We start from the raw sequence: 13692 nt of genomic DNA on the forward strand, positions 1-13692 counted from the left end.
TGCGTGTTCAACACTGTGTTCCGGGGGCAACCCCGGAACCGCATCATCGAGGCTCGAAAATGCGTATACACACACTCAAAGCATTGCTCGTGACGCTGCTGATGAGCGCCGTGGCGTGCGCGGCGGAGCAAATGCCGGTGCAGCCGGCGATCGCCAGTGCCCTTGCCGCCCAATCCGTCATGCTTAGCGTGGCGCGCGCCGGTAAGCGCTTGGTCGCGGTTGGCGAGCGGGGCTTCATCATTGCCTCCAACGACGAAGGCAAGTCCTGGCAGCAACTTAATTCGCCGGTCAGCGTGACGCTGGTCAAAGTGCGCTTCATCGATGACGTCGAAGGTTGGGCGGTCGGGCACGCCGGTGTGGTGTTGCATACGCGCGACGGCGGGCTGAACTGGACGCGACAGCTGGACGGCATCCAGGCGGCAGCAATCGAACTGCAAGACGCCACGCGCAGCGGCGATACAGAGCGCATCACCCAAGCTCAACAATTGGTCGACGAAGGCCCGGACAAACCGTTTCTGGACCTGCTGTTCGTGGATGCTAATACCGGTTGGATCGTCGGCGCCTATGGCCTGGCCTTCGTGACCCACGACGGCGGGCAAAGCTGGCAGTCGTTACGCGCTGCACTCGACAACCCCTCGGGCCTGCACCTCTACGCCATGGCGCGCTCTGGTGCAGACCTGTTCATTGCGGGAGAGCAGGGCACGCTGTTGCGCTCGCGCAACCAGGGCCAGACGTTCGAGGCATTGGCCTCGCCGTATGAGGGCACCACATTCGGCCTCCAGGCCACGCAAAGCGGCGTGCTCATGATGTTCGGCTTGCGCGGCAAAGCTTTCGAGTCGCGCGATGCGGGTGACAGCTGGCAGCGCCTCGACACCTTGCAGCCGATCACGCTGACCAGCGGCCTCAGCCTCGCCGATGGTTCGGTGCTGCTGGCTGACGAATCGGGGCGCGTATTGCGCTTTACCGGCGAAACGAACAAGGCCGTCGCCATTGAGGTGCCGCAATCGAGTTACTTCACGGGCATGGCGCAAACCGCTGCCGGCAACCTGGTGATCAGCAGCGCACGCGGCATGCTCTCGTCCGAATTGTCGGAGCACGCGCAATGAACAGTTTTACCCGCCCTGCAGAGCCCGAGGTCAGTTTGAATTCCAGTGCGTTTGATCCCGCTTCCGGCACGCTGGTGGAACGTGTTTTGTTCAACCACCGCAGCATTATTTTAGGCCTGTGCGTGTTGCTCAGCCTGGTGTTGGGTTATCAGGCGCTGAGCCTGAAGCTCAATGCCGCGTTCGAGAAAATGATCCCCACCGATCATCCCTACGTGCAGAACTATCTGAAAAACCGTAGCCAGCTGGGGGAGGGCGGCAACACCTTGCGTATTGCCGTGGAGGCGACTCAGGGCAGCATTTTTGATGCAGCCTATATGGAGACCTTGAAGAAGATCAACGACGAGGTTTTCCTGCTGCCAGGTGTTGATCGCTCCTACATGAAGTCTTTGTGGACCCCCGCGACCCGCTGGATCGGCGTCACCGAAGAGGGCTTCGACGGCGGCCCGGTTGTGCCGGACAACTACGATGGCTCCGCTGCCAGCCTGGAACAGGTGCGGCAGAACGTGGAGCGGTCCGGTGAGGTGGGCAAGCTGGTCGCGTCCAACTTCAAGTCGAGCATCGTGCTGCTGCCATTGCAGGACATCACCAGCGATGACGGCAAACCGTTGGATTACAACGCGCTGTCCGCTCAGCTCGAACAGATTCGCGCAAAGTATGAAAGCAACGCCGTGAAAATCCATATCACCGGGTTCGCCAAGGTGGTGGGCGACCTGCTGGACGGCATGCGTCAGATGCAGCTGTTCTTCGCCGCGACCCTGGTGATTTGCGGCATCGTATTGTTCTGGTACACCCGCTGTGTGCGCAGCACGTTGCTGGTGCTGCTGTGCTCGATCATTGCCGTAGTGTGGTTGTTGGGCCTCTTGCCAACATTGGGCTTTGACCTCGATCCCTACTCGATCCTCGTGCCATTTCTGGTGTTTGCCATCGGGCTCAGCCATGGCGCGCAGAAGATGAACGGGATCATGCAGGATATCGGTCGCGGCGCCGACAAGCAGGTGGCCGCACGCCTGACCTTTCGCCGACTGTTCCTCACCGGGCTGATGGCGTTGGTAGCCGACGCTGTGGGTTTTGCCGTGCTGATGATCATCAAGATCCCGGTGATCCAGGACCTGGCCATTGCCGCGACCCTTGGTGTACTGACGTTGATTTTCACCAACCTGATCCTGTTGCCGATCCTGTTGTCGTACACCGGGGTCAGCAAGGCTGCTGCGCTGCGTGAGGCGGCGAATGACAAGTTCGCACAGTTGGACAGCCACCACGGTCGGCATGCTTTCTGGGCCTTTCTCGACCGTTTTACCGAGCGCAAATGGGCACGTGGCGCAATTATCGTGGCGCTGCTGCTGGGCGCTGCCGGCTTTGCTGTCAGCCTGCAGGTGAAGATCGGCGACCTCAACCCTGGCGCGCCGGAGTTGCGCGCCGATTCGCGCTATAACAACGACAACCGCTTTATGGTCAGCAACTTTTCCGCCAGCAGCGACAAGTACGTGGTGATGGTGAAGACACCGCAATACTTCTGTGCCAAATACGAGACGTTGGTCGCCGTGGATGCACTGGAAGCGACGTTGCAGCAGTTGCCTGGAGTGGTCTCCACGACTTCGCTCGCGGCGCTGAGTAAACAGGCGGCCGCCGGCATGAACGAAGGCAGCATGACCTGGTACGAGATCCCGCGTAACCAGGGCCTGTTGAACGCCATCATCACCCGCGCGCCCCGCGAGCTGTTCAACCAGAACTGCGACTTGTTGACGGTGTATGTCTACCTTACCGATCACAAGGCCGACACCTTGACGAGTGTGGTGCAGGCCGTCGAACACTTCGCGGCGACTCACAACACGGATCAGATCCAGTTCCTGAATGCGGCGGGCAATGCCGGTATCGAAGCGGCTACGAATATCGTCGTCAAGCGCTCCAACGTGCAGATGCTGTTCATGGTCTACGCCGCCGTCATCGTGCTGTGCTTCATCACATTCAGGTCGTGGCGTGCGGTGGTGTGCACGGTGTTGCCGCTGATGCTGACCTCGATTCTGTGCGAAGCCTTGATGGTGGGCCTGAACATCGGGGTCAAGGTGGCGACGCTGCCGGTGATCGCCTTGGGCGTGGGGATCGGCGTGGACTACGCGCTGTATATCCTCAGCGTGACCCTGACCAACCTGCGCCAGGGCGCGAATTTATCCAACGCGTACTACCTGGCGCTGCTGTCTACCGGCAAAGTTGTGGTGATGACCGGGATCACGCTCGGTGTAGCGGTGCTGACCTGGGTGCTGTCGCCGATCAAGTTTCAGGCGGACATGGGCATCCTGCTCGGGTTTATGTTTATTTGGAATATGGTCGGGGCCCTGATTCTGGTGCCCGCGCTCGCGCACTTTTTGCTTAAACCCACCCCGCAATCGGAGTTGAATTGAAGATGAGTCTTGCAACGGTTGGAGTGGTGGGGGCCGGCACCATGGGCAACGGGATCGCTCAGGTGTGTGCAAGTGCTGGTTTAACGGTCAGGTTGCTCGATATCTCCAGGGAAATGCTCGACAAGGCCGTAGCGACCATCGACAAGAACCTTGGACGGCGGGCAATGGAGCCTGCCCATAAGCTCGCGGTGCTCGCCCGAATAGAGCTGAGCACCGACTACGGGTGCCTGCAGGATGCAGATATTGTGATTGAGGCCGCTACGGAGCATTTGTCGCTCAAGCACGACGTGCTCAAGCGCGTGGTGCAGCACGTGAGCCCGCAGTGTGTGATTGCGACGAACACGTCGTCGCTGTCGATCACCCAGTTGGCGGCGAAACTGTCACACCCGGAGCGGTTTGTCGGCGTGCACTTTTTCAATCCGGTGCCGGTGATGCAGTTGATTGAGGTGGTGCGTGGTTTGCGCACATCTGATCATACCTACACGCAGGTATTGGCGCTGGTTGCGCGGCTGGACAAAGTCGCAATCACCAGCGCCAACCGGCCAGGGTTTGTGGTCAACCGCATCCTGGTACCGATGATCAATGAGGCGGTGTTGGTCTATCAGGAAGGCATCGCCAGTGCGAAAGACATCGACAGTGCCATGGTCCTGGGCTGCAACCAGCCCCTGGGACCTCTGGCATTGGCCGACCTGATTGGCCTGGACACGGTGCTGGCGATTCTCGAGTCGCTCTACGCCGGTTTCAGCGACAGCAAGTATCGACCGGCGAGCATGCTCAGGGAGTTGGTTGCGGCGGGGGACTTGGGCCGTAAAACCGGGCGTGGCTTTTATGACTACGGTTGAGCACGGTGAGCGCTTGGCCAGCCACCGTGACAAGGCCGTAGAACTGTTCGCCCGCAAGGGGTTTGCCCAGGTGGGTATGCGCGAGTTGGCAACGTGCATGGGGTTGGCGCCGGGATCGCTGTATTACCACTACCCGAGCAAACGACACCTTTTGCTGGATATTCTGGAGGAGTTCTACGAGGAACTGCTGGCAACATTGGCGCGGGTGGATGGCCGGTGCGGCGACAGCGTGGGCGCCGTCATCCGCGCTCACGTCAAATTGCGTCAGCAGCTGCCCATGCACTTTCGCATAGCCCTGCGCGACAGCGGGTGCTTGAGCGAGGAGCAGCAGCAGGGCATCGAGGCGTTGCGCGGCCAATACGAATCGCGTTTGTTGGCCTTGTTGGATTGCCCACGTCAGCCTAGTCGGGCGCTCACCTTCGGTTGCGTCATCGCGTCCCTGCTGGGCATCGTGCATGCATGGTTTAGCACGCAACGGTGGGAAGACGGGGACACTGCCAGGCTGATGGAAGTGGCATTAGTCGGAGCCATTGAGCGGCTGCTGGGGCTGCCGGCCAGCTAGTGGAGGCGCTCATGTCAGGGCTGCGCGCGAGGCGAGCACTCAAGCGCCGACGCCAATAGCGACTGCTGGGCAGTTTTATATGTTCCAGAAAGTAGTAATCCACTGAATCGTTCTGATAACAGAGTGAATATAACAACTTATGCCGTTTATGATGATAAAGGTATGATTCTCCAAGGGGGCGATGTGACGGGTGATGCACAGGCAGGAATTCCCACGCCTCATGCTATCGACTAGGGCCGCAACACGTTGTCGGATCGATTGATCACAGGACAATTTCCGTCGAGCAAAAGACCTCCACGGAACATTAGTGAAGAATAAATTCCATGAAGATAATTAAGTCGACAGATCTTGTCAGTTCTCCAAAATACGAGCGTTGGAAAACCCAATGGGAGGATCAGTCCGAGCTGGATGAGTTTTTTTATATAAGTGATGTTGTACACCCTGAAGATGCCTTGATGTTTTGTAAGGTGTTATTCCCCGATTTTGTTGTTCACGAATCGGGGGTGTTTCTGGAAAGCAGGTTTACTGTTGAAGCGTTCTCCAGCTGGATGGAGACTTGCAATAGTGATGTAGTGGCGGTTGAGAAGGTTTTGAATCATATGCATCTGTATGATGTTTTTGGAGGCTGCAGTGACAGAGTGGATGAAGCTGTTTATGAACAGCTGTGCAGGATTGTTGCCCAGTCATGGAGGATGGTGTTGCTGAGTAAATTTCCAGAAAAGAAATTTAGTGTGCAAGCGATAGTGTCTGATCAGGAATATGGTCCAGTGGTTACTTTTTCTCAGGTCAGAGAGTAGTTTTTATGGGTGTTTTCTAATCCCGGTTTTGTACGATGGGAGTTTCGGCTTGATCGCTACCACGCTGGAGCGTGACATGGACGCGAACAAAGGGGCCTGAGTCAGTTTTGAAATCCAGCGCAGGGTAGGGGCACTCAAGGCAGGGCGTTTATGGCGTGTATGACCGCATCGGCGATGGTCTTTGTAATAAGCCGACGTTGCCCCTTATCAACCTTCGGGCTCAGCCAGGTGGGTAGGCTGTTCAGCATGGGCAAAATCGCAGTAAGCGCACCCTCGCGCAACGTCCCGCCGGGCGGATGGCCCAGTTGGCCGACCAATTTCATGAATTCTGACTCATAGGCTAGCCTCAATCGCTCAATGCGTGCCTGCATCGGGGCGCCCAGGCAATTGGCATCCATCACCGCTAACTTGAAGTGCCCGGTCATCTGTTCATGCAATTTAAGATGGCCTTCGATCAGTTTTGTCAGGCGTTGCGCGGGCGTCAATCTTCGGGTCTTGAGCAGGTCGACGTGCGACAACAGTGCCTGATACAGCTCTGTCAGCCATTCAAACAGCATGGCTTCCTTGCTCTCCACATGATGATAAATCGCCCCTGGGCTGATGCCAACATGCGCCGCCAATTCGCGCATGCTGACCTGGCTGAAACTACGTTCCTTGAACAGCTCCAGGGCTCTGCGCTGAAACTCCGAGCGGCTCAGCGCGGGAGCCATACGCCCGTGAGTCATGTGTCGATTGCCTGCTGTTTGGCAACTTCCTGGTTGCGCAGAATGAACCGCTGCACCTTGCCACTCGGGGTCTTGGGCAGTTGTTCGACGAACTCGATTTCCCGTGGGTACGCATGCGCAGCCAAGCGCTGTTTGACATGCAGGCGCAGGACTTCCGCCAACTCCGCACTGGGCAGGTACTGACGGTTCAGCACCACAAACGCCTTGATCAGCTCGGTGCGTTGCGGGTCGGGCTTGCCGATCACCGCGGCTTCGACGACTGCCGGATGTTCGATCAGCGCACTCTCGACATCGAAAGGCCCCACGCGGTAGCCGGACGTGGTGATCACATCGTCGTTACGGCCTACAAAGCTGATACTGCCGTCCGCATTGAGCTCCACGATATCGCCGCTCAAGTAGTAACGGTCGACAAATGCCTTGGTGGGCATATGCAAGTAGCCATTGAACCAGCACAGGGGCGAGCGCTCGCGGTCGACCGCCAGTACACCCGGCTGACCCGTCGGTAATTCCCGGTGCGCATCATCCAGCACGACAATCCGGTACCCCGGCACCGCGTAACCGGCAGAACCCTCACGTACCGGATGGCGTAGCCCATGGTGATTGCACAGCACCATGCCAATTTCGGTCTGGCCGTAATGGTCGTGAATGACCACGCCGAGCTGTTCGGCGAACCAACGGATGACTTGCGGGTTGAGCGGTTCGCCGGCGCTGCTGACGACACGCAGTTGACCACGCACGGCGTCGGCGAACTCGGCCCCGGCAGCAATCAGCAGGCGATAGGCCGTGGGTGAGCCGGCCAGGTTGCTGATCGCATACTTGGCGATAATCCGGCAGGTGCTGTCCACGGTGAAAGGGCCGTCATGGAACAGCGTGGCCCGGCCGCACGCCAGTGGTCCGGTGACTGCGTAATACAAGCCATAGGCCCAGCCGGGGTCGGCGAGGTTCCAGAAATGATCGTCTTCGCGCAGGTCGATTGAATCGCGCATATAACGTTTGAAGGCCAGAATGGCGCTCAAAGGCACCTCAAGCGGCTTGGCAGGTCCTGTAGTGCCCGAGGTACACATCAGCAGGAAAGGCGCACTGGCATCCAGCAGCTCAGGCGTGCAGTCGGCGTGTTGCCGGCTGAGGGCGTCCCAGAAACCGTCATCGCCCGGGTGCTCTGGGGGGCCGTCGGCCACGATGACGCGAGGGCAGTCGGGGATGTCATCCAGCTTGGGACGATTGTGGGAATCGGTCACGATCCAGCGTGCCCCGGAGCACGCCAATCGCTGCTCGATCGCCTTGGGCCCGAATGCGGTAAAGAGCGGTTGGTAGACCGCGCCGATGCGCCAGGTCCCGAGGACAGTAATCACCAGTTCAACCGTGCGTGGCAACAGTCCGGCGACACGGTCTCCCGGCTGTACCCCTTGCGCTCGCAGGAAGTTAGCGAAGCGCGCAGCGTGCACCTGCAGTTCGCTGAACGTGTAACGCGTGGCGCGACCATCCCGCGTTTCGCAGTACAACGCCACGGCATTGCCATGAGCGTGCCGGTCGCAGCACTCGATGCAGGCGTTCAAGGCTTGCGGTTCGCCGTGCAAGTCTTGAGCCGCCAGTTGTAGATAGTCGAAGGTTGACACTGCTGAGTCGTAATCGCGCATAACGTACCTGATTATTATTGTTGGAATTTGCCCTGTGCCCACGCACGCCGCGCAGGCGCAGGGATGTGACTAGTTGTCCATCATCTCGGCCGCTTGCTGGGTCGCCTGGCTGGTCCGCGTGGCGAGTTTGCGCACTTCATCGGCGACCACGGCAAACCCGCGACCGGCTTCGCCTGCTCGCGCCGCCTCAATGGCGGCATTCAACGCCAGCAGGTTGGTCTGGCTGGCAATGCCCTGGATGGTGGCAACAATCTGCGTCAGCTTGGTGAGGGTTTCCTGCATCACCCGATGTTGTTGCGCCTGCGCCTCGCGCATCGTGCTTTCTTCATGGTGGGCATGTATGTCGGTGATGGCACCCACCACCCGTTGCGGGGAGCCGTCCTGCGCGCGGCGCGTTTGCCCGCGGCCGCGAAACCAGCGGTACGTGCCGTTTTTGTGCTTGAGTCGATAATCCACATCGAACGGCGTCTTGCCGCTGCGGTCGTCCACATGGGCGACGAATGCGCCGATGGCCCTTGCGCTATCGTCGGGATGCAAGCGCGAGGTCCAGCTTTCCAGGGTGTTGGGGAACTCCTCAACCGTGTTGCACCCCAGCAGTCGGCGCATTTGCGAAGACCACCAAATGGTATTTTTCGGGTTCGCCGGGTCGCCTGCCACCACCTCGATGTCCCAGAGCCCGTCATGCAGCATCTCCCGGGAGATATCGAAACGTGTGGCCGCCAGTTCGAGCGCTTCGTTGTGCAGGTACTGTGCATGAATGTCACGCACGGTCCCCGCGATGCAGAACGCTGCGCCTTGCGCATCGCGCCGTGAGGCACCGCTGATGCTGCACCAGCGGTAGTCATCGCCGGGTGCAGGCTTCATGCGCACCTCGAGTGCAAATGCCGTCCGCCCGCTACGATCGGCAAGGTGCCTGGCGAGCGCTGCCAGATGCGCTTGCCGGTCATCCGGGTGCAACTGTTCACTCCACGCGCCGAGCTGATCCATCGCCTGGGCCGGGTTCGACGCAGGCCCCGTCCACGTCATCGCACATTCCGGCCCAGGTGCAGCGGTTCCATCCAGCTCCAGTTCCCAGAACAGCTCACCTGCGCCCTGTATGATCAGTGCCCAGCGCGCTTGCCATTGCTGCAACAGCTTGTCACGGCCGGCCAGGTGCTCTTCCAGTTGGCTGACGCGAAACGTCAGTGCGCTGGCCTGCTCCTTAACGGCTTGCCGCTCTTGCCGCAGGTGTTCGACGCTTGCCAGGATGCGGTGCACTGACCGGTTGTTCGACGACAATGGCGTGCTCGCCTGCCCAGGCTGGTCTAGCCGGTCGGCGAGCTGCGCCAATACCCGGTGTGTGGTGCGGCGGAAAAAGAGCATGGGGCACCTCTACCTCGGTCAAATGGGAACAGCCTGCAAGGATTGCATCGGGGCCGATAAGGCCTGGGCGTCAAAGACGTTCGCGCCTGGCAGCGTTTGCCAGGCGGATGGGCCGGCGGCGATTTCCTGGGCACTCAGCAGGCAGTCATCGAGGGCGCGCTGTAACACGTGGGTATCCAGATCCTGGCCGATAAAGACCAACTCCTGCCGGCAATCGCCGACAATGCTGTCCCACTTGGTCATGATGCTTCGCAACCGATATTCATCCCGCGGCCATTGCGACGGCTCGATGAAGTTCCACCAGTGCCCGACATAGGCCCACTGGAACTGCCTGCCGCTGTGCACCAGCAGGCCCGTTTCCAGGTGCCGGCTGGCGAGCCAGAAGTAACCCTTGCTGCGCAACAGGCGCCCGTTGCACCAGGGGCGCTGCAGAAAATCGAATAATCGCTGTGGGTGAAAGGGGGCACGCTCGCGGTACACCCATGACGTCACGCCATAGGTGTCCGACTCGGAGGCCGGTGTGTCGTCGGCCAGCATTTTTTTCATCCAGCCGGGTGATGCAGCCAGGCTGGGTAAATCAAACAGATGGGTACCGAGAATGCCTGATAGCTCAACGTTGCCGTGTGTCATCGGCATGATCCGCGCGGTCGGGTTAAGGCCGGTGAGGATCGCGTGCACGGCCTGGTAACCGGGCTCGTCGATCAGGTCCAGTTTGTTGACGAGAATGACATTGGCGTACTCCACCTGCTCAATCAGCAGATCTGCCAGATGGCGTTTGGGCGCGTCCGCTTGGGCGTCGTCGCGGGCCACGATGTCTGGCGCGTCGAGCAACGCCTGAAAACGACTGCCATCGACCACCGTCACCAAGGTATCGAGCCGCGCCAGTTCGCTGAGGCTGAAGCCTTCTGCGTCAAGGAATGCAAACGTCTCGGCAACCGGCATCGGCTCGGAAATGCCCGTGGACTCAATGAGCAGGTAGTCAAAACGTTGCTGGCGTGCCAGGGCACTGATCTGCTCGAGCAAATCGGCGCGCAGCGTGCAGCAGATACAGCCATTGCTCATCTCGATCAATTCATCTCGACCACGGTGTAGCGCCACGTCGCGCTGCACCTCTTCGGCATCGATGTTGACGTCGCTCATGTCATTGACGATGACTGCCACTCTCAGGCCGTCGCGATTGCGCAAGATATGATTGAGCAGGGTGGTTTTGCCGGCGCCGAGGAAGCCAGAAAGCACGGTCACCGGCAGTCGGCCCGCCTGGGCGCCGTCAATCATAGGTTCACCGCTTGCGCGCTGGCGGCCTTGTCCAAGTAGCTTTCGAACAGGTCGACCACCACAAAACCGTCGTCGGCTGCATCCCCCCACAGGTCTTTGACGCGAAACTCGACGTGGTAGGTTGGCTGATGCGCAGCGCTCAAGTCTCCATGACCTATGGCGTCTGGGAACGGCCATTTTTCTGAAGTTCGGTGCAGGACCACGCCTTCCTTGCCGCGCACATAGGCCGGCATGCGGATATGCCCGGCCACATACTCGTCGCGCACGACAACCCGGTCGCCGACTTCAAAAGGCGGTCGGCCAGTGATCGCCGGGCGACCCTGCGCATGCGCGGGGTTCGCCAGCTTGAAGTGAGCACCCAGGGCCTGATCGAGCTCCGCCTGGGTGATGACGCCGGTTTCGACCAGCAGGGTGGCGGTGGCGATGACATAGCGTTCGTAGTACTGGGTGCCGACATGCTGGCGCACGTCCAGGCGTTCGACGGCGTGGCGCACTTCGTCCACGCTGAACTTCTTCAAGTGATCGGCACCGATAAACATCAAGCTGTACGCCAGGTGCTCCCAGTCCTGCTTGAACACAGGTTGGTAGCTCAAGCTGTTGACGGTGTGAGGGACTTTGCCAAAGCCTTGGAAACCGCCGAGATCGTGAAAGCCATCCATCGTGGATACCTCTTAATAGCGAATGAATAGAGAATGAAAATTGAAAGAAACTAAGCCCCCTGATTAGGCGACGTACGGTAGCGCCACGCCAATAAGGACATCCTTGGTAATCAATTTTCGAAGTGCCTCTTCATCCATGGATTCGCTCCCCTTTGGCCGCAGAGGCAGCACCAGATAGCGGCTTTCGGCGCTGGTGTCCCACACCTTGATGGTGACCCCATCCGGCAGCTCCGTGCCCAGCTCATGCAGCACGGTGCGCCCTTCGCGAACCAGTCGGGCGCGGAACTCGAAGCCCTTGTACCACTCCGGCGGCAAGCCCAGGACGGGCCAATTGGTGCAGGAGCACAGGCTGCACACGATCACGTTTTTCACACTGGGCGTGTCTTCCAGCGCAACAATGTATTCACCCTGCGGGCCGGTATAGCCAAATTGGGCGCATGCAGCGGTACCGTCCTTGAGCAGCAGCTCGCGGAACTGCGGGTCCACCCATGCCTTGGCCACCACCCGAGCACCGTTCCGCGGGCTCCATTCGTGTGCCATCAGCTGTGTCATGTGCTCGATGTAACCGTCGGGGATCAGGTCCTTTTGTTTGAGCACGTGCAGTAATGCCTGTGCTCGCTCACCCGGGGTTGATGTTTTATTTTCAGGTGTGGTCATCAGTTGGTTCCTCATCGTTGAGCTTCTAGGCAGCGCCCGGCGGCTTATTCTCTTGCGCTGCAAGGGGACGCACCGGCTACTAACTGTTTTTCCAGTCAACCGATGCCTCGAATGCCGCGGCAGCCTGGTAAATCGTGCCTTCGGCATAGTGTTTGCCCACCAGCATCAGCCCGACAGGTAAACCGTCTACCAGGCCACAGGGAATCGACATGGCCGGATGGCCAGTGATGTCCTGTGCGGAGGCATTGCCGATCATTTCCAGCGCTCGGGCCACGTACTCGGTGACCGAGCAACCGGGCTCCGGGTGGGGCTGGGCAATGATCGGCACGGTAGGCATCACCAGCAGGTCATAGCGCGCCAATGCGGCGTCATAGCCGGAGCGTGCCAGGCGCCTGAGGTTTTGTGCCTTGGCGTAGAAACGACCGTTGTAGCGCTCCAGACCGTATTGCCCGACGAACATGCACAGCTTGAGAGACGCGGACAGGTCATTCGCCTGGTCGCGCCATCCGGCTTGCTTGTCCAGCAACCCGAGGTCATACAGACCTTGCCAGTTAAAGCCGGCCCCATTGCCGTGCATCATCTGCATCGTCAGGCCTTCACAGCCGATGGGGTGCCACAGCGCACCGGCAATCTTGTGCTCAGGCACTGACACCTCTTCGACCCGCGCACCCAGCCGTGCAAATGCGTCGATGGCCTTGCGCACAGACGAGGCAACACGCGGGTCCTGGTTGGCCAGTTCAAAGCCTTCGCGCAGCACTCCGATCCTCAGCCCGCTCACACCGCGTTCCAGGTAATCGCTGTACGTGTCGACCTGGGGCGCGGCTTGTCGCGGATCGAGCCCATCCGCTCCCGCCATGACCTCCAGCATCAAGGCGTTGTCGCGTACGTTTGCCGTGATGGGGCCGGCATGATCGATAGTCGCCTCGATGGCCATGATCCCGGTGTAAGGCACCAGTCCGTGGGTCGGCTTCATCCCATAAGTGCCGCAGAATGCGGAAGGAATCCGGATCGACCCTCCTTGGTCACCGCCGACTGCCAGGTCAACCTCGCCCGCGGCAACCAGTGCGGCGCTGCCGGAAGACGACCCACCCGAGGAAAATCCGTGGCGATAGGGGTTGTGCACCGGCGCCGGATCGGAGGTGTGACTCCCCCCGGACAGGCAGTAATGCTCGCAGGTTGCCTTGCCGAGGATGGTTGCGCCGGCATCCAGCAAGCGGGAGACAACGGTGGCATCAAATGATGGAACGAAGCCTTCAAGGGGCTTTGCACCATTCATCATGGGGACGCCCGCGAGTGAAATATTGTCCTTGAGTGCGACGGTTTTATTCGCCAACTTGCCTTCGCGCGCACCGCTGACTTCCGTGCGGAAGTACCAGGCGTTGAGCGGGTTATGTGCAGCCGAGGGTCGATAGCCCGAACTGCGTTCGTAACGCACCGGCGGAATGAAGTCAGGCAGCTCGTCAATCAGGTCATAAGCATCGAAGCTTGACTGCATAAGCGCCAGGTATTCGTGGGCTTGCTCCGCACTGATCTGCATGTGCAGGCGGCTCGATACATCCAATAGCTGTTCAAGGGTGGGGCGAACAATTGGCATGGTTGGGCTGTCCTTATCGTAAGTGGCCGAAGAGCACTGCTGCTCATCAATATCAGTGGGCCTGGCGCTCAAGATAG

Annotated in this window: 11 protein-coding genes and 2 pseudogenes; 5 read left to right on the plus strand and 8 right to left on the minus strand. The window is 59.7% G+C overall.

Going from position 1 to position 13692, the window contains the following annotated elements:
• Nucleotides 1-59 precede the first annotated feature (59 nt).
• The 5 genes from AO064_RS13010 (at nt 60) to AO064_RS13030 (ending at nt 5706) form a co-directional block, all read left to right on the plus strand.
• Nucleotides 60-1106: a WD40/YVTN/BNR-like repeat-containing protein gene (locus AO064_RS13010; RefSeq protein WP_064053574.1), complete on the plus strand. Its 1047-nt coding sequence runs from the start codon at nt 60-62 to the stop codon at nt 1104-1106.
• The gene (locus AO064_RS13015; protein ID WP_064053575.1) at nt 1103-3505 is read left to right on the plus strand and encodes an efflux RND transporter permease subunit; all 2403 of its coding nucleotides are present in this window, start codon (nt 1103-1105) and stop codon (nt 3503-3505) included. Before AO064_RS13010 ends, AO064_RS13015 begins: the two co-directional genes overlap by 4 nt.
• 2 nt (nt 3506-3507) lie before the next feature.
• Nucleotides 3508-4347: a 3-hydroxyacyl-CoA dehydrogenase NAD-binding domain-containing protein gene (locus AO064_RS13020; RefSeq protein ID WP_064053576.1), complete on the plus strand. Its 840-nt coding sequence runs from the start codon at nt 3508-3510 to the stop codon at nt 4345-4347.
• Nucleotides 4334-4909 (plus strand): TetR/AcrR family transcriptional regulator, encoded by a 576-nt coding sequence (locus tag AO064_RS13025; RefSeq protein ID WP_064053577.1) that lies wholly within the window; start codon nt 4334-4336, stop codon nt 4907-4909. Before AO064_RS13020 ends, AO064_RS13025 begins: the two co-directional genes overlap by 14 nt.
• A gap of 323 nt (nt 4910-5232) precedes the next feature.
• The gene (locus tag AO064_RS13030) at nt 5233-5706 is read left to right on the plus strand and encodes a hypothetical protein (RefSeq protein WP_064053578.1); all 474 of its coding nucleotides are present in this window, start codon (nt 5233-5235) and stop codon (nt 5704-5706) included.
• A 134-nt stretch (nt 5707-5840) separates the two neighbouring features.
• Here the strand turns inward: AO064_RS13030 and AO064_RS13035 are convergent, their stop codons facing one another.
• The 8 genes and pseudogenes from AO064_RS13035 to AO064_RS13065 all read right to left on the minus strand — a co-directional run bounded on the left by AO064_RS13035 (nt 5841) and on the right by AO064_RS13065 (nt 13615).
• Nucleotides 5841-6431: a TetR/AcrR family transcriptional regulator gene (locus AO064_RS13035; protein WP_482211634.1), complete on the minus strand. Its 591-nt coding sequence runs from the start codon at nt 6429-6431 to the stop codon at nt 5841-5843.
• Entirely contained in the window at nt 6428-8068 is a 1641-nt protein-coding gene (locus tag AO064_RS13040) for an AMP-binding protein (RefSeq protein ID WP_064053579.1), read from the minus strand. The genes AO064_RS13035 and AO064_RS13040 overlap by 4 nt, the downstream gene beginning before the upstream one ends.
• A 78-nt stretch (nt 8069-8146) precedes the next feature.
• Nucleotides 8147-8431 (minus strand): annotated as a pseudogene (locus AO064_RS31780) (methyl-accepting chemotaxis protein); the annotation flags it as partial.
• Nucleotides 8432-9430: pseudogene (locus tag AO064_RS31490) on the minus strand (PAS domain-containing protein); the annotation flags it as partial. It lies immediately after the preceding pseudogene.
• An 18-nt stretch (nt 9431-9448) separates the two neighbouring features.
• The gene (locus AO064_RS13050) at nt 9449-10705 is read right to left on the minus strand and encodes a GTP-binding protein (RefSeq protein WP_064053581.1); all 1257 of its coding nucleotides are present in this window, start codon (nt 10703-10705) and stop codon (nt 9449-9451) included.
• Nucleotides 10702-11364: a nitrile hydratase subunit beta gene (nthB, locus tag AO064_RS13055; protein ID WP_064053582.1), complete on the minus strand. Its 663-nt coding sequence runs from the start codon at nt 11362-11364 to the stop codon at nt 10702-10704. The genes AO064_RS13050 and nthB overlap by 4 nt, the downstream gene beginning before the upstream one ends.
• Nucleotides 11365-11427: 63 nt before the next feature.
• A complete protein-coding gene (gene nthA / locus AO064_RS13060; RefSeq protein ID WP_064053583.1) occupies nt 11428-12021 on the minus strand; it encodes a nitrile hydratase subunit alpha in 594 nt (197 codons plus the stop codon).
• Nucleotides 12022-12100: 79 nt separating this feature from the next.
• Nucleotides 12101-13615 carry an amidase gene (locus AO064_RS13065; RefSeq protein WP_064053584.1) on the minus strand — a complete coding sequence of 505 codons (1515 nt, stop codon included), beginning with the start codon at nt 13613-13615 and terminating at the stop codon, nt 12101-12103.
• Between the last annotated feature and the right edge of the window lie 77 nt (nt 13616-13692).

This window comes from Pseudomonas marginalis (genome assembly GCF_001645105.1).
Lineage (GTDB): Bacteria > Pseudomonadota > Gammaproteobacteria > Pseudomonadales > Pseudomonadaceae > Aquipseudomonas > Aquipseudomonas petroselini.